Source organism: Phocaeicola sp. RTP21198st1_B8_RTP21198_201120, assembly GCF_040929485.1.
Taxonomy (GTDB): Bacteria; Bacteroidota; Bacteroidia; order Bacteroidales; family Bacteroidaceae; genus Phocaeicola; species Phocaeicola dorei.
Window position 1 is genome coordinate 12,573 of sequence record NZ_JBCOCI010000013.1, and the last position, 24,972, is coordinate 37,544.

General features: G+C 42.8%; 18 protein-coding genes and 1 pseudogene. 7 read left to right on the forward strand and 12 right to left on the reverse strand.

Features of this window, described 5'->3' with window-relative positions; all coding sequences use genetic code 11:
• Positions 1-437 (reverse strand): annotated as a pseudogene (locus AB5935_RS07940) (MFS transporter); the annotation flags it as partial.
• Between the two features lie 173 nt (positions 438-610).
• Here AB5935_RS07940 and AB5935_RS07945 point away from each other — a divergent pair.
• On the forward strand, positions 611-1,162 hold the full coding sequence (locus AB5935_RS07945; RefSeq protein WP_038605561.1) for a DUF3332 domain-containing protein: 552 nt from the start codon (positions 611-613) through the stop codon (positions 1,160-1,162).
• Positions 1,163-1,242: 80 nt separating this feature from the next.
• Complete coding sequence (locus AB5935_RS07950; RefSeq protein ID WP_038605558.1) at positions 1,243-2,475, forward strand: DUF4934 domain-containing protein; 1,233 nt, start codon at positions 1,243-1,245, stop codon at positions 2,473-2,475.
• 80 nt (positions 2,476-2,555) lie between these two features.
• Here AB5935_RS07950 and AB5935_RS07955 read toward each other — a convergent pair whose 3' ends face one another.
• The 3 genes from AB5935_RS07955 to AB5935_RS07965 are packed head-to-tail and all read right to left on the reverse strand — an operon-like array spanning position 2,556 to position 8,264.
• Positions 2,556-3,929 carry a TolC family protein gene (locus AB5935_RS07955; protein WP_007831388.1) on the reverse strand — a complete coding sequence of 458 codons (1,374 nt, stop codon included), beginning with the start codon at positions 3,927-3,929 and terminating at the stop codon, positions 2,556-2,558.
• Entirely contained in the window at positions 3,926-7,141 is a 3,216-nt protein-coding gene (locus tag AB5935_RS07960) for an efflux RND transporter permease subunit (protein ID WP_007851124.1), read from the reverse strand. The genes AB5935_RS07955 and AB5935_RS07960 overlap by 4 nt, the downstream gene beginning before the upstream one ends.
• Before the next feature lie 7 nt (positions 7,142-7,148).
• Positions 7,149-8,264 (reverse strand): efflux RND transporter periplasmic adaptor subunit, encoded by a 1,116-nt coding sequence (locus AB5935_RS07965; RefSeq protein ID WP_048919107.1) that lies wholly within the window; start codon positions 8,262-8,264, stop codon positions 7,149-7,151.
• Positions 8,265-8,411: 147 nt separating this feature from the next.
• Here AB5935_RS07965 and AB5935_RS07970 point away from each other — a divergent pair, with 147 nt between their 5' ends.
• A complete protein-coding gene (locus AB5935_RS07970; RefSeq protein WP_007842213.1) occupies positions 8,412-9,245 on the forward strand; it encodes an AraC family transcriptional regulator in 834 nt (277 codons plus the stop codon).
• Between the two features lie 62 nt (positions 9,246-9,307).
• On the opposite strand, the gene AB5935_RS07975 is transcribed toward AB5935_RS07970, so the two are convergent.
• The gene (locus AB5935_RS07975; RefSeq protein ID WP_008656740.1) at positions 9,308-10,312 is read right to left on the reverse strand and encodes a class II fructose-bisphosphate aldolase; all 1,005 of its coding nucleotides are present in this window, start codon (positions 10,310-10,312) and stop codon (positions 9,308-9,310) included.
• Positions 10,313-10,638: 326 nt separating this feature from the next.
• On the opposite strand from AB5935_RS07975, the gene AB5935_RS07980 reads away from it, so the two are divergent.
• Entirely contained in the window at positions 10,639-10,893 is a 255-nt protein-coding gene (locus AB5935_RS07980; protein WP_007842212.1) for a type B 50S ribosomal protein L31, read from the forward strand.
• A gap of 88 nt (positions 10,894-10,981) precedes the next feature.
• Here the strand turns inward: AB5935_RS07980 and AB5935_RS07985 are convergent, their stop codons facing one another.
• Positions 10,982-11,623: a DUF3256 family protein gene (locus tag AB5935_RS07985; protein WP_007831381.1), complete on the reverse strand. Its 642-nt coding sequence runs from the start codon at positions 11,621-11,623 to the stop codon at positions 10,982-10,984.
• Positions 11,624-11,736: 113 nt separating this feature from the next.
• Here AB5935_RS07985 and AB5935_RS07990 point away from each other — a divergent pair, with 113 nt between their 5' ends.
• Together AB5935_RS07990 and AB5935_RS07995 are read left to right on the forward strand one after the other, a co-directional pair.
• Positions 11,737-13,035 (forward strand): phenylacetate--CoA ligase family protein, encoded by a 1,299-nt coding sequence (locus AB5935_RS07990; RefSeq protein ID WP_007831380.1) that lies wholly within the window; start codon positions 11,737-11,739, stop codon positions 13,033-13,035.
• An 11-nt stretch (positions 13,036-13,046) separates the two neighbouring features.
• Complete coding sequence (locus AB5935_RS07995; protein ID WP_007842211.1) at positions 13,047-13,475, forward strand: amino acid-binding protein; 429 nt, start codon at positions 13,047-13,049, stop codon at positions 13,473-13,475.
• Between the two features lie 53 nt (positions 13,476-13,528).
• Here the strand turns inward: AB5935_RS07995 and AB5935_RS08000 are convergent, their stop codons facing one another.
• The 5 genes from AB5935_RS08000 to AB5935_RS08020 form a co-directional block, all read right to left on the reverse strand.
• Complete coding sequence (locus tag AB5935_RS08000; protein ID WP_368327388.1) at positions 13,529-16,255, reverse strand: substrate-binding domain-containing protein; 2,727 nt, start codon at positions 16,253-16,255, stop codon at positions 13,529-13,531.
• Between the two features lie 215 nt (positions 16,256-16,470).
• Positions 16,471-17,367 carry a carbohydrate kinase family protein gene (locus AB5935_RS08005; RefSeq protein ID WP_038612612.1) on the reverse strand — a complete coding sequence of 299 codons (897 nt, stop codon included), beginning with the start codon at positions 17,365-17,367 and terminating at the stop codon, positions 16,471-16,473.
• A gap of 2 nt (positions 17,368-17,369) precedes the next feature.
• Complete coding sequence (locus tag AB5935_RS08010) at positions 17,370-18,530, reverse strand: MFS transporter (protein ID WP_038611401.1); 1,161 nt, start codon at positions 18,528-18,530, stop codon at positions 17,370-17,372.
• Between the two features lie 50 nt (positions 18,531-18,580).
• Positions 18,581-20,464 carry a DUF4980 domain-containing protein gene (locus AB5935_RS08015; RefSeq protein WP_038611404.1) on the reverse strand — a complete coding sequence of 628 codons (1,884 nt, stop codon included), beginning with the start codon at positions 20,462-20,464 and terminating at the stop codon, positions 18,581-18,583.
• A 34-nt stretch (positions 20,465-20,498) separates the two neighbouring features.
• On the reverse strand, positions 20,499-22,817 hold the full coding sequence (locus AB5935_RS08020; RefSeq protein ID WP_038611407.1) for a TonB-dependent receptor: 2,319 nt from the start codon (positions 22,815-22,817) through the stop codon (positions 20,499-20,501).
• A 668-nt stretch (positions 22,818-23,485) separates the two neighbouring features.
• Between AB5935_RS08020 and AB5935_RS08025 the strand changes: the two genes are divergently transcribed.
• Positions 23,486-24,097, forward strand: a complete 612-nt coding sequence (locus tag AB5935_RS08025; RefSeq protein WP_038611411.1) for an HU family DNA-binding protein — start codon at positions 23,486-23,488, stop codon at positions 24,095-24,097.
• Positions 24,098-24,135: 38 nt separating this feature from the next.
• On the opposite strand, the gene lgt is transcribed toward AB5935_RS08025, so the two are convergent.
• Positions 24,136-24,942: a prolipoprotein diacylglyceryl transferase gene (gene lgt / locus AB5935_RS08030; protein ID WP_007831353.1), complete on the reverse strand. Its 807-nt coding sequence runs from the start codon at positions 24,940-24,942 to the stop codon at positions 24,136-24,138.
• Positions 24,943-24,972 lie beyond the last annotated feature (30 nt).

The window sequence follows — 24,972 nt, forward strand, 5'->3', positions numbered from 1 at the left end:
TTTGAGACCGTGATACCTGCAATCTCTACACCGACACCAAATATAGCATATCCCAACGCAGCCATTCCTACCTGGGTTTTCATTCCAAGCAAAGTGCTTCCCTCAGCAAATGTAGTAGAAATAGCATAATATTTTAATCCACAGCCCAACACCATCAAAAGGCATGCTCCCATCCCAGTAAAACGCACTCCCATCTTATCCAGAATGATACCACCGATAATAAGCATAAAGGCAAAAACATTGAACCAACCGTATGCACTGGTAAAAATACCATAATCCAGACTATCCCACAGCAGCTCCTTTTCAAGCATCGGTTTTAAGGGGGACATTACATCGGTCAAAAAATAACCGCATAGCATGGTGAAGGCCACCAGCGCCAACACACTCCACCGAAGAGCCTTGGAGTCATTGAGCTTTTTTTGAATTTGTTCTTTCATTCTTTTATAAGATTTTTGATTAATAGTTTTTCATGTTCAGCTTACAAAGATACAGTTTTTTAGGTAGAGAAGCCTCTTTCCATAAAAAAGTTCTATCTTTGCGTGACGATTAAATCGTTTTATTGTAGGAAATCGTCATAAAATTACTTTTTATAAACTTAACTTTATTGATCATGAAAAAAAGCAAAACATTTCTTGTTTGCGCCACGTTGAGTGGCAGCGTCTTATTTTCATCATGCATCGGTTCTTTCGGATTATGGAATAGTTTGAAAGACTGGAATCAGGGAGTAAGCAACAAGTTTGTCAACGAACTTATCTTTCTCGCTTTCCATATTGTCCCTGTTTATGAAATTGCTTATCTGGCGGATGTATTGGTTTTAAATTCCATCGAATTCTGGAGCGGCTCTAACCCTACAGCTTCTATCGGTGAAGTAAAAACAGTGCAAGGAGAAAATGGCGAATACTTGGTTAAAACCAACGAAAACGGTTATACCATTACCAAAAAAGGAGAAGACAAATCTGTAGATTTGGTCTACAACAAAGAAAACAATACATGGAACGCTGTTTCTGGCGAACAGAGCTTCGAACTTGTGAAAATGAACGAAGACGGGACAGCTACTTTGAGCCTGCAAAACGGAACCTCCATGACTGTCATTCCTGATGCACAAGGTATTGCTACCGCAAGAATAGCTATAGGAAACTCTTTGTTTTTTGCAGCAAGATAACAAACACAACATCATTTAAACACAAAGAAAAGAAGTTGTCCATGCAAACAACTTCTTTTCTTTCATAAAACAATACTACTATGAAGAAGCAAATCATGCTAGGCGGCCTGCTCCTATTATTAGGCTCCTGTGCCCCCCAAAACAAGGCAAATGCCCCGAATGCAATTGACATTGCCGCAAGTCTGGAACACCTCACAGAATTAAAGATCTCCCAATTGGGAAAACAGATCCGTTATATCCCTTTAGAAACAACAGACTCATCCCTGATTGGCAACTCTTATTCCATCAAACTATCTAAAGGCCGTATCTTTGTCTCTACCAACGGACAATGCCTGTCATTCGACAAACAAACCGGAAAATATCTTGGCAGCATCGGGCACAAAGGGGAAGATCCAAAAGGATACAGCAATGCCAGCTGCTTTATTCACCCCCATACCAACAATCTCTACTTTTATCGCCAACCCGACAAGTTGGTAAAATACGACACAAAAGGTAATTATCTAGGGCAAGTAAACCTGCCACAAAAGATTTCCCCATCCCTTTACTTCACTTTTTCCGACTCCCTTATTCTTGCTCATTATGGAGAAGGAATAGGACAACCGCAAGCAAGTGCGTTACTTTACTTCAACGAACAGGGAGAAATAAAAGACTCATTGCCGGAATTTGCCAATCCAGGTAACCCTATGGGCATGGATCAGATATCCAGCATCAACATATTCAAGCAATTACCCGGCAACGCTAACATAGGAGGATTAATATATATAAATTACCAGAATGGAACAATGACCGTTCTTCCTATAGACCAGCCTTCACTTTGGCTGAGTAACGGCAGCATACGTTTCAGAAAAGCGTTCAATGACACAATCTATGACATCAAAGGACACGAAGCTACTGTCCATACCACCTTCCATACCAGACAATGGCATTTCCCAGCTGAGAAAATGGGACAAAAAGAAGATACAGACAAATACATCGTTATAACCAGTATTCTGGAAACTCCCAACCATCTCTTCTTTATATCTCTACAAGGATTATACGATAAGAAAAAACCGTTCTACGGTATTTACGACAAAGAAAAACATATTACTTATATGAATGATGCCACTGTGGGGCTGACAGATGACCTGACGCATTTCATGCCTTTCTATCCCATCACTTGTACAGAAGAAGGAGAGTATGCCGCTTTATTGGAGATAGGGAAAATAGACGAATGGATGGATAAAAATCCGGGAATTGTCCAAGAAGGAAAGCTAAGCTTTTTACAGGAAATCAATGAAGAATCTAATCCGGTTTGTGTTATAGTAGGACCTTGACAACCATAAAAGAACGCTGCTTTCCTCACGGAGAGCAGCGTTCTCTTTCTTCAACACGTTGAAGATAACAGTATGCTAAATTAGTCACGACCTCCACCCAATGCCTGATAGAGATTGATTACGCCTTGCATTTCAGTAAAACGGTTAGCAACCTGAGTTAACTCCGCATTAAGCAGAGTCTGCTGAGCCGTCAAAACTTCCAGATAAGTTGTATTCCCATGTTGCATCAGCAAAGAGGTACTTTCCAAAGCTTTATTTAATGAATTTATTTGTTTATCATAATAAGCTGATTTATCACGGGCCGTCTGATATTTCACCAAAGCCTCGTTCACTTCACTTCCTGCATTCAACAAAGCCTGTTGAAAACTCAGTTTTGCTTCTTCTTGCTGAGCTTTAGCTATCTTTAGCTGTGCTATGTTCGCACCTTTATTAAAAAGTGGCTGGGTTAACGAAGCTACCGCCGTTGCAATGAACTTGCCCGGATTGACAATCATACTTCCTGCAGAATTAGTCCATCCCGCACTTCCACTTAAAACAATAGAAGGATAAAAGGCGGAACGAGCCTGATTTGTGGCATAGAAAGCTGCTTCCAACGAACGCTCCGCACTGCGTACATCGGGACGGTTGGCAAGCATTTGCACAGGGATGCCTACCGGGAAATGTTCCTTCAACATGTAAGAGCTGTCCCATGTGCCCGTTCTCTTAATAGCATGAGGAGGTTCAGCCAACAACAACGACAAACTGTTTTCTACCTGGTTAATTTGTTCTTTCAGATCAAGAACTGAAGTACATATAGTATAGTATGTAGCTTCCATTTGTGAAACGGCAGCTTCATTTGCCAATCCGGCTTCCATCAGAGCACGGGTCGCATCTACGGTTTCTTTCCAAGACTTTTCAGTCCGGACAGAGATGGCCAGCTGATTGTCCAGCATCAGTAAGGTATAGTAAGTATTAGCTATACCGGCTATCAGCTGTGTCCGGACAGCCTGTTTATAGTCACGGCTCTGTTCCAGCAATGCTTTCGCCTGGCGTTTCGCATTACGGATACGGCCGAAAATATCAATTTCCCAACTTGCCGCGACTGGTAAAGTATAAGTTTGTGCAGCTTTTCCTTTGTCAAAACTACTTGCTGTCCCCTGAGGTGACAGAGCGAAAGAAGGCAGATAAGCCAATTTGGCTGACAGCATAGCAGCTTCCGCCTCCTTCACACGCCATTGTGCTGACTGCAAATCCGTATTGTTCCGCAAGCCTTGCTCTATCAATTCCTGAAGCCGCGGATCAGTAAAAATCTCCTGCCAGCTCAGATTGCCGATATTATCCACGGTATCAGCAACCGCCACCTCTTCCCCATACAAATTATCGGGCACTTCGGTTGCAGGTTTATATTTGGTATATATGCCGCAGCTACTCAGTGTGAGTGCTGCGACAGTCAGAGTGATGATCTGTTTTTTCATTTTTTCTCTTCGTTTTTGCTTTCAATGTGGTGTTGTCTTTCTTCTTTTGCTTCTACACATTCCTCTTGAATCTGCCAATCGGCCGCCGGCTGAAACTGAATAGGACGTACCTTTTCCTGTAAATATTGGAATACGATAAACAAAGAAGGTACAATAAACAGCAACGCCAGCGTACCGATCACCATACCACCCACAGTACCTGTTCCCAGTGAACTGTTTCCATTAGCACCTACTCCACTGGCAACCATCAACGGGAACAGACCGAAAATCATTGTTCCAGCCGTCATCAAGATAGGACGCAAACGGGCTTTGGCGGCAGAAAGTGCGGCGGAAGTCAGACTCATACCTGCCTTACGACGCTCGGCGGCGTACTCGGTCAACAAAATGGCAGTCTTAGCAAGCAAACCAATCAACATAATCAAACCAGTCTGCAAATAAATATTGTTCTCCAGTCCCATCATCTTTGCAAACAGGAAGCTACCCATCAACCCAAACGGAACAGACAACAACACTGCAAACGGAATGAGGAAACTTTCATAAAGTGCACTTAAAATCAGGTAAATCATCAAGAAACAGATAGCAAAGATGATAATGGTAGTACCTCCTTGGTCGGTCTCTTCACGAGTAATACCACCAAAATCGTACCCAAAACCTTTGGGAAGTGCCTGTACGGCAGTTTCCTGAACGGCACGGATAGCATCACCGGTACTATACCCTTCGGCAGGCATTGCATTTACAGCAATAGAGTTGAACATATTAAAACGGCTCAACGATTCTGCCCCATAACTGCGGGTCAATGTCACAAACTGGCTGAGAGGAGCCATCTCGCCATTAGACATACGCACAAAGATATTATTCAATGAGCTTTCATCCACACGATATTTCGGATCTGCCTGAATCATAACCTTATACACTTTAGAAAAACGATTAAAATTTGAGACATACTGCCCACCATAATAGCCAGACAATGTGCTTAGCACAGCATCCGGAGTGATACCGGCACGCTTACATTTGGACGCATCCACTTCTACCGTCCATTGCGGATAACGGATATCAAAAGTAGAGTATGCCATCGCGATCTCGGGACGTTGGTTCAGAGCACCCAGATATTGTTGAGTGGTATTGAAGAAAGTGCCCACATCACCACCTTGTTTATCCTGCATATGGAGTTCCAACGCATTACCCATACCATACCCCGGAATCATACCCGGAGAAATAGCAAATATACTGGCATCCTTGATATCCGCCGTACGACCATACACTTGTCCGATTACAGCCTGAACATCATTTTCCTTTCCTTCACGCTCATCCCAAGGTTTCAGCTTCAGAATCAACATACCAAAAGAATTACCCTGTCCGGCTAGCAGACCATAACCTGCCACACGCTGCACATGCAGCACCTGAGGAATATCCATCATGCGCTTTTCAATACGCATCATTACGTCATTAGTCGTTTTTAATGAACTACCTGCCGCCGTGCTGACATTCACAAATACAACCCCCTGGTCTTCATCAGGCACCAAACTGGTTTTAGTTGTATTCATTAAGAAAGCCAATAGTACTACCGAAGCCACAAGAAGTGTCCATACCATCCATTTGCGTTTAATAAAGAACAATACCCCTTTCTTATATCTTTCAATCATTGCATCGAAAGCAGCATTGAACGCTTTACGGAAACGTGCTGCAAAATTATTTTTTTCTGTCCCATCCTCATTGATATACGGTTTCAAGAACAAAGCACACAGCGCCGGACTCAAAGTCAGTGCATTGACGGCAGAGATACCTACGGCAACCGCCATAGTCAAACCAAACTGAGTATAGAAAGTACCGGAAGTTCCACTCATAAACGAAACCGGAATAAACACAGCCATAAATACCAACGAGGAAGAAATGACCGCATTACTAATCCCCTTCATCGCATCAATACTAGCCATATAAGAAGAACGATACCCCACATCAAAACGCGCCTGCACCGCCTCGACGACAACGATAGCATCATCCACCACCGTACCGATCACCAACACCAAAGCAAACAGGGTAATCAGGTTGATACTGAATCCTGCTATGGACATAAAAGCAAATGTACCAATCAAGGATACAATGATCCCCACCAACGGAATAATAGTAGAACGAATATCCTGCAAGAATACATATACAATTAAGATTACCAAAAAAATGGCCTCAAACAAGGTCTTTATCACCTCATGAATAGATGCATACAAAAAGTCATTGGAGCTCATTACCTGAACCATCTCCACCCCTTTGGGCAGATCTTTCTTTGCTTCTTCCAAAAAGGCATCAATATTATTATTTACTTCTGTTGCATTAGATCCTGCCGTCTGAAAAATCATACAGGAAATACCAGGATGACCATTCATAGCCCCGTGATAGGCATAGCTTTCCTCGCCCATCTCTATATCGGCAATTTCTTTCAGCTTCAACACTTCGCCATTATCCGAAGACCGGATCACAATTTCCCCAAACTCTTCCGGAGTAATCAAACGACCTTTGTACTTCATTGTATATTGATAAGTTTCATCAGAGTTTTCGCCGAATGAGCCGGTAGCCGATTCAATATTCTGTTCAGCCAACACTTGTGTCACATCCGATGGAATCAATTTATACTGGGCCATCACGTCAGGCTTCATCCAGATACGCATACTATAGTCACCACCCATAATCATCATATCACCCACACCCTGGATACGAAGAATTGCAGGTTTCAAATTAATACTGATATAGTTGGACAAGAATTTCTCATCATACGAATCATCCGGACTATATAGTGAGAACATCTGCAAAATACTGGTCTGCCGCTTTGAGGTAGTCACACCCACCTGAGTCACTTCGGCAGGAAGCTGTCCGGTTGCCTTGGATACACGATTTTGCACATTAACAGCCGCCATATCAGGATCTGTCCCTTGTTTAAAATACACAGTAATATCTACAACTCCGGCATTTGAAGCGGTAGAAGTCATATAAGTCATATTTTCCACACCGTTAATCGCTTCCTCCAACGGAGCGATAACACTCTTCTGAAGAGTTTCCGCACTGGCACCGAAATAAGAAGTGCTTACCTGAATGGTAGGCGGAGCTATATCCGGGTATTGCTCGACGGGCAAAGTGAACAACCCGATAATCCCCACTACTACTATCGAAATAGAAATAACAGCCGACAGGATGGGGCGTTCTATAAAGGTTCTTAAATTCATTTTCTTCTTAGTTTTGTTTTACTTTAACCGGAGTACCTTCACGCAGCAAGCCTACGCCTTCTGCAACAATGATATCTCCCTCTTTCAATCCATCGTTCACGATATATTCCTGTCCTCCATTTACACGGGTCACACTAACAGGAGCTGATTGTGCCTTGCCGTCCACGACTTTATATACATATGTAATATCCTGAATTTCAAAAGTTGTAGCCTGAGGAATAACCAAACTTCCTTTCATCGTAACCGGAAGGATCACATTTCCCGATGTTCCGCTATACAGCAACCCATTCTTATTCGGGAATACGGCACGCAGACTCGCGGTACCCGTATTACGGTCTACCACCCCACTGATGGTTTCAATACGCCCCTTTTCGCCATACATAGACTTGTCATTCAATTGCAGTTCCACTTCCGGCATATTTTTCAACGCTTCTGCTTTGGAACCATATTGACGGGTCAGAGCCAACAATTGATTTTCAGTCATCGAAAAATAAACATACATATCCGAATTATCAGAAACCGTAGTCAACGGTTGTGGCAAACTGGCACTAACCAATGCACCTACCCGATAAGGCAATGTACCAATCACTCCATCCGCAGGACTTTTCACTTCTGTATACGAAAGATTATTGCGAGCACTCACCTCCTGCGCTTTCGCCTGGGCCAACTGGGCCTTGGCAGTAAGCCATGAATTTTCTGCCGTCTTCAAATCAAATTCAGAAACTACTTTCTTTGCAAACAATTCTTTCTTGCTATCGTATGTCAACTGTGCTGTTGCCAATCCGGCTTTCGCCGATTCCACATTAGCCACAGCAGTTTCCAATGCCGCCTTATAAGGTACTTGATCAATAATAAATAAGATTTGTCCTTTACGTACTGCCTGTCCTTCCTCCACACAAAGTTGTGTTAGGAAACCGGAAACTTGCGGATAAATATCAATATCCTGACGTCCGCGGATCGTAGCCGAATAAGTAGTAGACAAAACTTTATCCGACGGCGATACTTTCAATACCGCATATTCCGCCTCCATTTGTGCAACAGGCGCCTGTTTACACGACGCTGTCAAAGCAGCACAACCAACTAATACTATTAGTCGCATCCATTTTCTGTTCAATGTCATCATATTCCAATCTTTTAATTTCGGACGCAAAGGTAGATGGAATTTCTCAAGCCGACACATTCAATTATTAGTCACCATTGTTCAAATTCAGAACATATTTCCTATTATAACAAAAATAATAGTTAATTTTGCATCAAAACAAGAATAAACATGGAAATATTGAGTTTACCAGAGAATGAACCGTTTATCACCGGAATAGAAGAAAGTATAGATATATGCTCCAATCAGATTATGAAGTTAGCAGACGCATCTATTTTTCATTGCCGTAGCGGAAAAGCCCACATAGAAATTGATTTGCAGGCGTACGAAGTGACGGAGAACACCCAACTTCTGCTTCTCCCCGGCAGTATCTTCAATTGTACCTGCGCCAGCCATGATTTTACCGTTTCCTATATTGTTTTTTCCGACACCCTTTTCAGGGAGATCACCTCACGTCTGGATCCCTCCTTCTTTCACTTTCTAAAAGAGCATCCATGCATTGTCATCCCTGAAGAACGTGTAAAACCATTCATCGGGCTCAGCTTGGTCATGAAAGATCTTTATGAAGACAGGGATAATAGTTTCCGCATTCAGATCTTCAAAAATTTCATTCAAAACTTCATTCTGGACTTCTATGACAAGACCCAACACCTGTTCCTGCAAAAAAAGACCGAAGGAATAAATCGTCAGGAAGAGATATTCAAACGTTTCATCCAATTGATTCATAAACATTGTACCACCCAACGTGAAGTATCTTTTTATGCAGCCGAACTGTTCATCACTCCCCGTTACCTTTCCACAATCGTACAAAACGTATCCGGCAACACAGCCAAAAGCATTATTGACCGACATGTAATTCTTGAGATTAAAGCATTATTACAATCCACGTCCCTAAGTATTCAAGAGATCTCCAACCGATTATCTTTCCCTGACCAATCTTTTTTTGGCCGCTATTTCAAGAAACATACAGGCAAATCCCCTCTTCAATACCGAAACCAGTCTTAAAACAAAAAAAGCTGCTTTCTTTATTGAAAGCAGCTTTTTCCTGTTTATATAGGGTGAATTAATTATTCAGCCAATTTATTGTCTGAACCCAGCACGTTAATAATTTTGTGCTTGTACAGTTTTTCCATATTGTCACGAGCCGGACCTAAGTACTTACGAGGGTCAAATTCAGCTGGTTTTTCAGCAAATACTTTGCGAACAGCAGCAGTCATAGCCAGACGAGAGTCTGAGTCAATGTTGATTTTGCAAACAGCAGACTTGGCAGCCTTTCGCAATTCTTCTTCAGGGATACCGATAGCAGCCTTCAATGCACCACCATACTTGTTGATTGTCTCAACTTCTTCCTGAGGAACTGATGAAGAACCATGAAGAACGATGGGGAATCCCGGAAGTTTTTCCATTACAGCATCCAATACTTCGAATGCCAAAGGAGGAGGAACCATACGACCTGTAGCAGGATCAATGTGACACTGTTCCGGAGTAAATTTGTATGCACCGTGAGAAGTACCGATAGAGATAGCCAATGAGTCGCAACCTGTACGAGTTGCAAAATCAATTACTTCTTCAGGGTCAGTATAAGTATGATGATCAGAAGAAACTTCATCTTCCACACCGGCCAATACACCCAATTCACCTTCTACAGTTACATCAAACTGATGAGCGTAGTCAACCACCTTCTTTGTCAAAGCTACGTTTTCTTCATAAGGCAGATGAGAACCGTCGATCATTACAGAAGAGAAACCTGAGTCGATACAGCTCTTGCAAGTTTCGAAAGTATCTCCGTGGTCCAGATGAAGAACGATTTCAGGTTTTGCACAACCTAATTCTTTTGCATATTCTACAGCACCCTGAGCCATGTAACGCAACAAAGTAGCGTTAGCATACTGACGAGCACCTTTTGAAACCTGCAAAATAACCGGAGATTTTGTTTCTACTGCAGCTTTGATGATAGCCTGCATCTGTTCCATATTGTTGAAGTTGAATGCAGGAATTGCATATCCACCTTTGATAGCCTTAGCAAACATATCTCTAGTGTTTACCAGACCTAAATCTTTGTAATTAACCATTGTTCTAATATTTATAATTGTTAGTGAATTAAATTCCACTGCAAAAGTAATCATAAATGCGCTAACTATGGCAAGTTCACACCAAAAATATCTCATAAAAAATGATTTTATTAACTATTTTCTTCGCTTGAACGCATAAACTAATTACATTGTAATGTCTACCTTACAATACTATAAAAGAAGAAAATAAGGGGTTTAGAAGAAAAAATAGCCCGAAGTTTTTTCTATTTCAAAGAAAAGCCGTATCTTTGCGGTCCAAAATGGACCATTACACCCAATTTGTTTACCAAATAAGTAAAATAATAACAATAAAAGAATATACTGAAATGAAAAAAGGTCTTCATCCTGAAAACTATCGTCCGGTTGTATTTAAAGATATGTCAAACGGCGATGTATTTTTGTCACGTTCAACTTGTAGCACAAAAGAAACCATCGAATTCGAAGGTGAAACTTATCCGTTGGTAAAACTGGAAATTTCTAATACATCACACCCGTTCTACACTGGTAAATCTAAATTGGTGGATACAGCAGGTCGTGTTGATAAGTTCATGAGCCGCTACGGTAACCGTATGAAAAAGTAAATTGTAACTTACACATAAGTTTCAATATAAAAAGGCTGCAAACTCATTGAGTTGCAGCCTTTTTATATTGAAACACATTGCACTCCCTTTAGGGGAATGCACTAAACTTTCCTTCTTTCCATTCATATATCACCGGCTCTTTCTTGATATACACTGCCAATTTTTCTCTTTCTGTCTTTGCCAGATATTCCGGAGTAGTATAAGTAAAAGAGATGATTGACTTGTCCTCAGACAAAGTAGCTTTCACCAGTTCCATATCTGCTTTCTCTCTAATCGCAACATAAGCCTCATCAGTCAGCGTATCTACCGGCAGATAAAAAGCCTCGACAGAAGGAAGCCGGATAAAATCACTTTCCGCCAGTTGCTCCCACCGTGTACTATAAAAACGAATTTCACTATCACAAACCGGACCACAAACTGTATTGATCACACAAATCACCTTTACGGAATCATTCAAGGGCAACAGTTTCATTTCCATAGAACTACTTCCCGTGGTCTGCAGAAACAAATAATCGTCAGTCAACTTTTTCAGCTCGGACACCTTTCCAAAACGGTTCTTGACCTCCGCCTTCATATTACTTGCCAGAAAATCCACACAATCCTCGCGATTTACCTTTGTCAATAAAGGAGCTATCGAATCAGGCATAGCGATAAAGAGAGTTTTCATATCCTGAGCGTGCAACGAAAACACGCACAACAACATACCTATTATAAATAAAGTCTTTTTCATCACATTTTTAAATTAAAATCCCCCAAAGATACATATTTTGTCAGCTTATTCCCAACCGCATTATATTTTTTTCTATTTTTGTCGGACTAATAACCAACTAAACAGAAAATGCTATGTATTTACACAAAGAGTTAGAAACTCTGACACGGCCGGAAATAGAGAAATTGCAATTGGAACGCTTGCAAAAGACTGTCCGTCATTGCATGAATTCCCCTTTCTATAAACAACGATTTGCCGAGAGTCATCTGAGCCCGGAAGATATCCGTTCACTGGATGATTTACAAAAAATTCCGTTTACTACCAAACAAGATTTACGTGATACCTATCCCTTCGGACTGGCATCCGTACCTTTGGAAAAAACCGTCCGCCTTCACTCATCCAGTGGAACCACCGGAAACCCCACTGTCATTCTCCATACTCAGAAAGACCTTGACGAATGGGCCAATGCAGTCGCCCGTTGTCTTTATATGGTAGGATTGCGTCCAGGTGATGTTTTCCAAAACTCTTCCGGTTATGGCATGTTCACTGGCGGACTAGGTTTTCAATATGGTGCCGAAAGGCTGGGAATGTTAACCGTACCTGCCGCTGCCGGAAACACCAAGCGCCAGTTAAAGTTTATCTCAGATTTCGGAACCACTGCCCTGCATGCCATTCCCAGCTATGCAGCCCGTATGTATGAGGTAATGCAGGAAATGGGGATTGACCCTCGCCGTGATACCAAACTGAAGACATTGATTATCGGAGCAGAACCTCACTCTGAAGAACAACGCCGCCGCATCGAAGATATGTTAGGCGTAAAAGCTTACAATTCTTTCGGCATGTCCGAAATGTGCGGTCCCGGTGTGGCTTTTGAATGTCAGGAACAGAACGGCCTGCATATATGGGAAGATTATTATATCGTAGAAATAATCAACCCCGACACTTTGGAACCCGTACCCGAAGGGGAAGTGGGTGAGCTGGTGTTGACCACGATCAATCGTGAAGCGATGCCTTTACTGAGATACCGCACCCGTGACCTTACCCGTATTCTGCCGGGCGAATGTCCTTGTGGCCGTCATCACAAACGTCTGGACAGAATGAAAGGACGCAGTGACGATATGATTATCCTGAAAGGGGTCAATATCTTCCCCATTCAGATTGAAACAATTTTGTTACAATTCAAAGAATTGGGCAGTGATTATCTGATTACACTTGAAACTGCCGAATCAAATGATGAGATGACCGTAGAAGTGGAATTAAGCCAACTGTTCACTGACGATTACGGGCGTCTGCAATCATTGACCCGTGAAATCACTCGCCAATTGAAAGATGAAATATTAGTTACCCCACGTGTGAAACTGGTACCCAAAGGAACACTCCCTAAACCAGAAGGCAAAGCTGTCCGCGTGAAAGACTTACGTAAAACCTTTTAAAAAATAAGTTTATGACTATACAACAATTATCCGTCTTCATTGAAAATAAATCGGGGACTCTACAAAGGGTATTGAACTTATTAAAAGAAGCAGGCATACAACTGATTGCCTCCACTATTGCCGATACAGTGGAATATGGCATTTACCGTATCATCTGCTCGGAACCCAAACGCGCATACGAAACACTGAAAGAGGCCGGAATATCTGTGGCGCTCTCTGATGTGTTCGCCATCACACTGGATAATCAGCCGGGACGGGCAGCGGACGCTATCACCATTTTCAGTGAAGCCAAAATAGGAATCACTTATCTGTATTCCTTCTTGTTAGGGAACAAAGGCATATTGATTTTCCGCACAGATAATCCCGACAGAGCAAGAGAAGTGATTATTCTTAATAATCTCTCTTTCGTAGCTGAGAAAGATTTATCAACGCTGATTTAAAATATACATCCCCCGTAGAGCGTAAGCATTACTCCCTACGGGGGATATAGTTCTTATCCTCTGCGTTTCAAGAAGTCCGTAGGACTTTCCCCGAAATAATCCTTGTAACACTTTGTAAAATAAGAAGGAGAAGTAAAACCTACCTCATACGTTATTTCGGATATGGTTTTCTCTGAAGAGGCCAGCAAGGAAGCAGCTTTCTTTAATCTGGCAATACGTACTAATTCATTGGGAGAATAATTGGTAAGCGCCTTAATCTTACGATAAAGCTGCACTCTGCTTAATCCCATCTTACTGCCTAAATCTTCCACACTTAATTCAGAATCCGCCAAGTTTTCTTCTATCAGTTCCCTGAAACGGTCAACAAAGCCTTTATCCACGTCGCTTACCGGTTCTTTAGATAAAGTAGTCTTATCCCCGAAGAATTGTTTCAACCGCTTATGGTTATCCATCAGATTACGAAGACGTACCAGCAACAGTTTGGAATTAAAGGGTTTGGAGATATAAGAATCCGCCCCACACTCAAATCCCTGTATCCGCTGTTCATCCAACGAACAAGCGGTGAGCAACATCACCGGAATATGGGAAGTCTGCAATTCTGTTTTCAACTTTCTGCAACACTCCAATCCATCCATCACCGGCATCATCACATCACAGATTATGGCATCGGGCACATATTTCATGGCTTTCTTTAATCCGGCACGCCCGTCGGGAGCCTCTATCACTGTATATTCTTCTTTTAGTAATGACTTCACATAGTCACGCACATCCGCGTTATCATCTATTATCAAGATACATTCTTTATTCTCATCCGGAATCTGCTCTTCTGTTTCCATATCCTCCAGCTCCTCCACCACCGTCTGTTGTGTAATGCGCGGTTCCTGCACGAGGTCTGCAGACGGCTCTTCCACTACTGTCATAGGGATATCCACTGTAAATACAGTTCCTTTTCCTTCCACACTATCCACCGTTATCTCTCCACCGTGCAGTTCGACAAAAGCCTTTGCCAAGGCAAGGCCGATACCCGAACCCGCATGGTTTACATCAATCTGATAAAAGCGGTCGAAGATATGCCGGATATGTTGGACAGAGATTCCCGAACCAGTGTCAGCAACTACCAGACGGGCATATCTCCCACCTTCCTCCTTCGTCAAAGTAGAAAGTGTAACCGTAATGGTTCCATTCTCCGGTGTGAACTTAAACGCATTGGACAATAAGTTGAAATAGACACGTTCCATTTTCTCGGCATCCACTGCCATCAGATAATCTGCCCGGTCATCATTCACCTCCAATACAAAATGGATATGCTTTTTCAAAGCCAAAGTTTGGAATGAATGACTCCATTCCTGCAACTGCACCCGTAGATTCATATTGGCTCTTACCAATTCCAATTTATCATTTTCATACTTACGAAAATCAAGAATCTGGTTGACAAGCCTCAGCAGGATATGTACATTCTTATGCACCACCTTTAATAAGGATTGTTGTCTGGGAGTCAATGTCTTATCTTCCAATAGTTGCTCCACCGGATCGGCAACCAAAGTGAGTGGAGTACGGAAATCATGAGAGACATTCGTAAAGAAAACCAGTTTGGCATGGGTCGTCTCTTCCAATTGTTTGGAAAGGCTAATCAGCTGGTCACGTTGTTCCTCCAATTTTTTCTTTTGACGGGACAGTTCCATATTCATCCGGTTCTTTGTCCAATAGGCACGGACAATAATCGCCAATAAGGCAGCAAACAATAACAGAATAATCAGACAGGCATACAGAAACATGGTTTGGGCAGAGTATCTGGACAGATATTCGTTCACCTGATTATTCAGCCGTTCTATCTTTCCATCCTGTTCGGTAATGTGGTCTGTCTGCAATTGCATCACCCGGGCATTCGTTTTATCAACCAAAGCTGTTGATAACTTAGTATCTCTCTCATACGGGCGTTTCTCCAAAATATCCATCGCCACCTGTACTACCTTGTCACCTCCGGTCGGATAAATAAATGTAGCATCCAGCACCCCGTTTATGATCTGTTCCACTCCATATTCCTTACCGGGCAGCGCATCAATGCCGACAAACAACATTTCCTTTTCCAACTGTTGCTGACGGGCGGACAAATAGGCCCCGATAGCCATGCGGTCATTCTGGGCAAACACCAAATCTATATTCTTATTAGTTTGAAACACGGAGTCCATTTTCTCACCTGCCACACTTTGCAGCCAGGCTCCATCTACGCTGGCAGTTATTTCAATTCCGGGCTCTTCTTTCAGCACATCCGTCAACCCCTTATGGCGTTCCATAGCAGGCGTGGAGCCTTCAAGCCCTGTTATCTCCAAGACTTTCCCTTTTCCATGCAGGCGGTTGAGAATGTATTGCCCCACATCTTTTCCAATCTCATAATTATCGGCTCCCACAAAAGCCGTGTACTTGTCCGACAGAATCTTACGGTCAATCACCACCACAGGTATTCCCTGCCGATAGGCTTTCTCCACAACGGGAGTAATGGCTGCCGCTTCGTTTGGAGCGACAATAAGCAGGTCCACTTTCTTATCAATAAAATATTTGATATCCGCTATCTGGTTCCGGTTATTGTCTTTTGCCGTACGTATCTCCACCTCTACCCCATCATAGAATAAAGCTTCACGAACTATTTCATTATTCATTTTGTGCCGCCACTCATCATCACTGCATTGCGAAACACCGATGCGATAACGCGTATGCTTCTGAGTGCACGACATCAGAATTCCGGCGAGGCATAAAATGGACAATAAAAGATAGTTTTTCATGTTCCTCAAAATATTTATGGATACACAAAGATAAAAGGTAACCGCTAATGAAACAAACATCTGCTGGAAAAAGAGCACCACACACGTTGGAAAAATCATCGAGGACTCCATTCCTGTTTCTTCGAAAAGTTTCTTCAGACATTTAAAATGGATTTCAGGCATCTATAATATGCCTGAAAATCCTATAGCTTCTTTCATAACGCCCCTTAGCAGGTTTACCCGTTATCAACCAACTGTTCCCTCAAACGGGCAGGCAATTCGGGCATAGCCCCATTTTGTGTACATACATAAGCAGAAACCTCAACCGCCAGTTTATGCGCTTCGGCAACCGATTTTCCTTTCAACACGGCTGCCACAAACGTTGCCGTGAAAGAATCACCAGCTCCCACCGTATCAGCTACTTCCACCTTCGGAGTCTCTACAAATGAAATCTCACCCGGAGTAAAGACATAGCTGCCATTAACACCACAAGTAAGTATCAGCATCTTCAAATTATATTTAGCCAGCAGAATCCAACATTTATCCTGCAAATCAATACCGGGATAACCGAACATGCGGCTCACTGTGACCAGTTCTTCATCATTAATCTTCAGAATATTGCATTTTTTCATGGAGTTGCAAAGAATCTCCTTCGTATAGAATCCCTGACGCAAATTCACATCAAAGATTTTGCACTGTCCCTCGCCGTCGGGCATGGTATCCAAGAAACGGTTGATAGTCTCCCGTGAAACGACACTGCGCTGTGCCAATGAACCGAAACATACCGAACGGGTATTACGGGCCAGTTCCTCCAAAGCGGGAGTGAAAGGAATATTATCCCAGGCAACCCCTTCCTTTATATCATACATAGGTACCCCATTAGGATCCAGTTCCACTTGCACAGTTCCGGTGGGATAAGGAATTTTTTCTATCAAATAATTCAATTTCTTGCTATCAAAGTTCTCAAGTATCTCATTACCCAATTTATCATCACCAATCGCACTGACCACACGGCTGTCGAAACCGAATTGTGATACATGATAAGCGAAGTTTGCCGGAGCACCACCAATTTTCTTTCCTTCGGGCAGCACATCCCATAGTGCCTCACCCATTCCTACAATAATGTTATTCATGGTCATTTCTTTATTTTTAAGGTATATAATAACAAGTAAATCACTCCTACAGTCATTACGGCAACAGCGCCGCTTTGTCCCATCGCGTCACTGGCAACTCCCATAGCCAACGGAAATACCGTGCCGCCGAACAAGCCCATAATCATCAGTCCGGAAACTTCATTTTTCTTATCGGGCATCGCAAACAACGCTTGCGAGAAGATAATGGAAAACACATTGGAGTTACCGAAACCAATCATGGCAATACAAATATAAATAATTGTTTCCGTATGGAAAATAAAAAGTCCCGCCATTGCCAGTAACATAAACACTACACTGAGTGCAAAGAAGGACTTCGCAGAAACCTTTTGCAAAATAAATGCTCCGAGAAAACATCCTACCGTACGGAAAATAAAGTAAAGGCTTGTCGCAAAACCGGCCTCAGCCAATGTCATATCCAAACGCTCCATCAATATTTTGGGAGCAGTCGTATTGGTACCTACGTCAATGCCCACATGACACATGATGCCAATGAAGGATAGCAAAATAAACGGTTTACCCAACAGAGCGAAACAGGCTTTGAAACCGGATGCCTTATCGGGCTTCTCCTCCTCGATAGGTGTGGAACCCAGCAAGGCAATAGCCAAAACAGCTATAACCATATAGACAGGAAACAGCACCCTCCATCCCAATCCGAAAGAAGGAATGGTCTGAGTAGCTCCCCACATGGCAATATAAGGGGCCAGAAAAGAAGCTATAGCTTTTACAAACTGTCCGAAAGTCAATGTACTTGCCAGCTTGTTCCCGGCAATGATATTACTCAACAACGGATTCAAGGACGTTTGCATCAATGCATTACCGATCCCCAACAAAGAGAAGGAAATAAGCATGAGGGTATAGCCGTCTCCAAAAACAGGAATCAATAAAGAAGCAAAAGTGATTATCAAACTCAAAAGGACTGTCTTTTTGCGCCCTATCTTATTCATCAGAACACCCGTAGGTACGGAGAAAATCAGGAACCAGAAAAAGACCAGTGAGGGGAAGACATTGGCTTGCGAGTCTGTGAGATCCAAGTCAGCCTTTACATAGTTCGACGCAATCCCCACCAAGTCAACAAACCCCATGGCGAAGAAACAAAGCATCACCGGAATTAATTTGGCATATAGGTTTTTATTATTATTCATGGCTTTTATTTTTTCATTTTTTATTTCTTCATCTTATTCACCTGACCTATTTATAGACCTAATTTATATATTGTGAAATCTGAGATTTTCATCTCCCCTCCTTCACTATAAAAACGTAAGGAGTTATAAGGTTCATTCGGGAATACCAGATTAGTCATGGCAATGCGACCGCCGTCAACAAACAGTTCCACACTTCCATTATCCACAAACACTTGAACCTTATGTCCTTTCGCGGTGTTTATCGGAGCCCAAGTACCCAAAGCAAAATCATTTTTATAGTTCACCGTCACTTCTTTATACCGAGCATAACTCTCTTCGGTATCCAAATCATGCGGCTTTACCTTCTTGCCAAAGTCTACAATACCGCTTTCCGCCCGATCCATTACCACACGTCCTTCCGCAGCATCCAGATAAATCCTCACTTTCTCACCCAGACTATTCAGCAATTCAAAACCAGCTTCTTTACCTGCCGATGTTAATTGCAGTTCCAGTTCGAAAGCGCCATCATTATTTTCAAAAAGTGTTTCAAAACGCTTCTCACCATTCACTGTAAAGTCATCCAGTTTTTTAGAATCCTTCCGTAAGTTTTCCGTCTCTTTTACCGGTGCGGCACTCAGATAAAGCTGCTTGTCCTCACCTGTATACAGACTCAATTCACGTGGCAAAGCATTGGCACTACGGAACTGCTGTATAGGAGTATAGTTAGCATATTGCCAGTTGCTCATCCAAGGAACAGCAATGATACGGCTGTCTGTATTTGAGAAGCAAACGGTGGCATAATGATCTTTTCCCCAGTCGAGCCACTTCACCACCTCGGGTTTCGTATCGCATACAAACCGATGTCCGTCAAAATCGCCTACAAAATACATAGTACCACTGCCTCCATAAACAAATCCCGGATTGATATTTACAATCATCACCCATTTCATCTTAGACCGGTCACCATCTACAGGCAACTGAATGAAATCCGGACATTCGAACTGATTGGGCTGAGGACCAAATCCTTCTCCAAATTCACTCATGTATTCCCACTGCTTCAAGTTTGCAGATGAATAAAAACGCATATTCTTGTCCGCACTGACAATCATAATCCACTTCTGTTCGGGCTCATACCAGAATACTTTCGGATCACGGAAATTCTGTAGCCCGTCAAACGGAGTAAGGACCGGATTTTGTTCATATTTTGTATAAGTGCGTCCATTGTCCGTGCTGTATGCCATACTTTGCACCTGACTCTGTCCACCGGGTACATTACGGTGCGAAGTATAAAAAGCAATAATTGTATTCTCACCGTAGCCTGCGCTGTTATTTTTATCCACAATAGCACTTCCCGAGAAGATATGCCCCAAAGTATCACGGGCAATCGCCGGGTCGAGGTGTTCCCAATGAACCAAGTCTTTGCTCACGGAATGTCCCCAATGCATATTCCCCCACATAGAGCCGTATGGATTATGCTGGAAATAAAGGTGATATTCACCATCTTTATAAACCAGTCCGTTGGCATCGTTCATCCATCCATAAAGCGGAGTGTGATGGTAAAGAGGACGGAATTTATCTCTGTTTGTTGTATCAAATGTATCCGAGACTTTAATGCTGTCCCAACAAAGAGCATCAGCGGCCACATTGCGGATAGTCACCGTAGCGCCCCCCTCATCTTGAGTCAAAGCGAAAGGTACATAATATTCTACACTGTCGATAGCTAGACGAATATCCATTTCAGTATCAGCCGGACTGCCTGTTTCCAATTTCACCTGTCCTTCCTTACTGCCTTCCTGAATCGGAAGCAACAAATATTTAGCGGGATGGGCAATATGCACGATAGTGACTGTATCCCCCTGATGTTCGAACACCAGATTATTTTTTTGTGACTGACAGGAAACTGTGCCTGCTGTAAAGGCTAAACCTAATACAAGGTTAACAAGATTTGTTTTCATGGAATATATGGTATTAAAAGTTTTATTATTAAAATCAGAATGTTATTTTCGCCGCAAATTCTACGGTGAACGGACGGATATAGCTACCTGCCATCCATGCGCCATTATATGCTGCCGCATTTTCCTTATCAACCAATTCCGCCCCCGAGATGCTGCCCTTAGCACCGGTCTGGTTCAAGAAGTTTATCACAGTTCCGCTTAAGGACAGATGTTTGTTTACATTCCAGTTAATTCCACCGAATGTTTCCCAACGGCCGTTGAAGTAATAAGCATTCTTGATATTCGCATACGTTTTGCTGAAGTAACGGAAACTTGCCCATACCTTCAAGTCTTTGGTAATGTTGTAACTAGGGTCCAGCTCTATCAGCACCTTCGGAATTTCAGTAACGATATTGCCGGTGGCATTGATACCCGATGTTGTCCCGTCACTAAAAGTCACTCCTGTTTCATACTTTTTATACTTCGGGCTTTGGTAAGTGAACAGGAAATGGAAATCAAATCCTTTGAAAGGTTTCACAACTGCATCCGTCGTCCATCCTATTGTTTCAATATCATAACTCAATGCAGCCGCCTTAATATCCTTATCATTATTCGGATTAATCAGGTTCAAGGTAGAGTTGTTGTTAGTCTTGGCAATGTAACTGAATAATGAGGTCAGGCTAATCCAGTCATTATTGAAATAAATACCCGCACGCCCCAAAGGAATCGTAATCTTATCTACATTCGGCATCTCGGCAGGAGCAAAGTTCGACATATTCGGACGCTGGGTATTGTAGGTAAAATCGGCGGTAAAGCCAAATTGTTTCGTCATTTTATAAGTAGCGGCCGCCGTGAAAGCCATGTTCAACCAATCGTAGCTGAAATGACGGGGAGCTATCTTCGTACCATCGGCCGCAACTGCCCCGATATGATAACCGGCAAAGCGGCCTACCGGATTGCCTTCGGCATTATATACCGCCAGGTTCTTTCCTGCCAGACGCTGGTACTCAAAGCGTGCGCCATAATACACATTCCATTGATCAGTGATATCCCAATCGTGAGTAGCATAAAGAGCCAATTTGTTTTCATGTCCTTTGTAATATTCGGAAGCATTCTGGTTCAGATTATAATAAGGAGTATTTCCGTAATGATGAATATCCTTCGTATCGGCGCTGTACAACATTTGGGGATATTCTTCTACCGTATGGTCGTACATGGTAGTGTTCGAAGCATAGTCCACATCATAATACCATTCGTTCACCCCCACACGCCAAGTCATATAATCATACTTCCGCGACAACTCGGTGGTAAAGAAGAATTCATCTATATTCCCCCGGTTGAAACAGGACATACGGCTCTGTACATATCCTTCATAAGGATTCAAAGCTCCATCCAGTCCTTTGGTGCTATAACCGTCGGCCAATACTTTCTGCTCCATAGACATCGGAGTCTGGTACAGATAGGAGCCCAAAGCATGGTCATACTTCATATTGATTTTCCACTCCAACCCGTTATCCCACCGGTAACGGTTAAGAACCGTCAACTGATTTCCTTTACTGGCCGTAGCATCATACAGACTGATCTTTTTCATCTCTCCGGTACGCATGTCCATATAAACCATATCCGATACATTAGGCAGATAGGAAGAAGTACCGAGACCGAAACCGGGAATCTCCTTCACACTCCCATCGCCTACATAAATAAATGGTGCACCGGTGGTAGCATTGGACAACCAATGGCTGTTGCTGTAATGGTAGATGGCAGATAGCTGTCCACGTCCTTCATTGTAGAACCTAGTCAAAGCAAACTTATAGATCTGAGTCCGGTCCTGATATTGTGCAAAACGTAGTTTGAACGAACCCGGATCAAAATTCTGATAGATACTGCCGCTGTAAAACCAATCTTTTCCGATGCTTCCATTCAGATTGAAGTCAAATTGCTGTTTACCGAAATGATTGGTGCCGTAGTTCAGCACGCCATTCATTTTCTTCTCTTTATTCAAGCCGAGTTCCGTAAATGAATTGACAGCATAACCTATATTGCCGGTAGTAATCGCAGTTTCGGAAATCTTCAACAATCCGGTATGTCCCAAGCTGCTGTCTCCGCGCCAATGCGTGTTTACATTATGAGGATTCGAATTATATACTACAGGAAGACCATTTTCGAGTACATTCACATCACCACCGGGCAGGCCGATAGAGATTTCACGAGGACCATTGGCACTAGCCGCATTCAACATGACATTGCGATTGCCTTCCTCTTTCGAATTAGAGGCCACTTTGGTAGAATCTTGTTGTGCATAACCATTCAAGCAAGCTGCGGCAAGTAAAATAATGACCGCGCCCATCCGGTTCTTTTGTTGATTTTTGTTCATAGCATTAAATGTTTTTAAAAGTTTTTCTGAGGCAAAGGTAGGGGACAGCCGGCAACCTCTATAAAACATTTGTTACAGCTGCTGGCATTTTTGTTTCATTGCAACAAAAGTGACGGATTATGTAACATTTCTCGTGAACCATAGGCCTTTTCACCTCTAAAAACAAGTTCATCCCAATTTTCCTTCAGCCTTCAGTTTTTGCTGTTTTTTCCCCATTTCATCGAAGAAAACACCTGAAGGATTATCCTTCAGCCTACTATCAGCCCGCCTTTAGGCAAGCAAGAGAAAAAAATTTCCAATTCCTCTTTTTCTATCCGAAGTATGCCAGTAATCAGCATAAAACACTTACCTTTACAACAGCACCAACTGAAAAGAAAGACGCCACAATGAAAGGAAAATCCCTCAAACCTTCAAGGGGAACATCTAATTTGCCCGTACAAGCTCTTTTCTCCTATGAATTAATAGGTTTTTCCAGTATGATTAAGTACTTTTGTCCTGAATACTAAGACAGACTCCGATGGCAGACTGTACAATCCACTATAGCAGACCGTACAGTCCACTACAGTAAACCGTACGGTCCATTGCCTGCGTCTATAGAAGTTAATAGAAAGAATCCCCTTAGCGTTCAGCAAGAAACGACTTAATCTCCCTATTAAAAAGCATTAAACATGGCAGCAAAGTATGATTTCAAAACCTCCCCCGACATACAGGGAGAGAAGGAACAGCCCACCCTGTATCCACAAATTGTAGTATCGGGCACAAAAAGCCTGAAAGACCTGGCTAAAGACATTGCCCGGCGTTCCACCGTCCACGAAGGGACCGTCGTCGGTCTGCTATGTGACCTGGAAAGCATTATCGCCAATTACCTGGCAGACGGTTATAACGTAAAACTGGGAGAACTGGGTACTTTCTCGGCCACACTGACTTGCCGCAAGGTAACGGACAAAAGCGAGATACGAGCCGCATCGGTACATTTTGACAACATAAAGTTCAAACCCACCCGGAAATTTCGTAAGGAGGTACGAAGCAAAGGAAAGCTGGAACGGGCAGAATATGGTTTCCGGACCTCCTCCACCCGATATTCAGCAGAAGAACGCTTTGTACGGCTGACGAATTATCTGAAAGAGCACTCCATTATCACTTGCAAGGAATATTGTGCCTTGACAGGGTTGCTGAAAACAAAAGCCGGCAGCGAACTACGCCAATGGAGCAGTGAAAAGAAAATAGAAAGAGACGGACGCGCCCCGCACGTGATATACAGGGCGATGCCGGAAAGCTGAAAAGGCGTCCTTTCATTTGCCCCCCCCTCCCGGAACCTTTATTCTTTCCGGGTACGGCTGGTAGCTATGAGATACGCCCCCAGCAGAATCAGCGGCACACTGAGCCACTGCCCTATATTAAAAGTCATATCCGCCTCTTCGGCAACCTGCGGATTCTTCATAAACTCCAGAGCAAAACGAGTGCCAAAAAATATAAGCAAGCTTACTCCGGTTATTAATCCCACTCTTTTTTGTAAATGGTATGTATGGTACATCACCCAGGCAGTTACACCGGCAACCAGGCAATACAGCATTTCATAAATCTGAGTAGGATGGCAAGGCAAACCTTCATACAGCTGATGCCACTCCCGGGAACGGACAAATTCAAATCCCCAAGGCAACGTGGTGGGATATCCGAATATCTCGGAATTCATTAAATTACCCAAACGGATACAGAAGCAGACAATCGCCACAGCAGGTATCATGCGGTCAAACAACCACCACACACTTTTCCGGGTTACTTTTTTTGAATACCACATCAGAGCCAGAATGATGGCAAATACCCCTCCATGACTTGCCAACCCACCTTTCCAAATCTTGAATATTTCAACAGGATGGGCGCTATAATAGTCCCATTCATAAAATAAACAATGCCCCAGACGGGCGCCAATGACCGTACTGACTATGCAATAGACGAAAAGCTTGTCCACCCAGTCTTCCGGATACTTCTCTTTTTTGAATAAACGGCTTACTATTTCATAAGCTAATATGAAACCAAGGCCCCACATCAGCCCATACCAACGCACTTCCCAACTACCTACTTTAAATAAGATAGGATCCACATCCCATACAATACTTGCTATCATTGTTCTATTTCTTTGTTTATGAGCACAAAG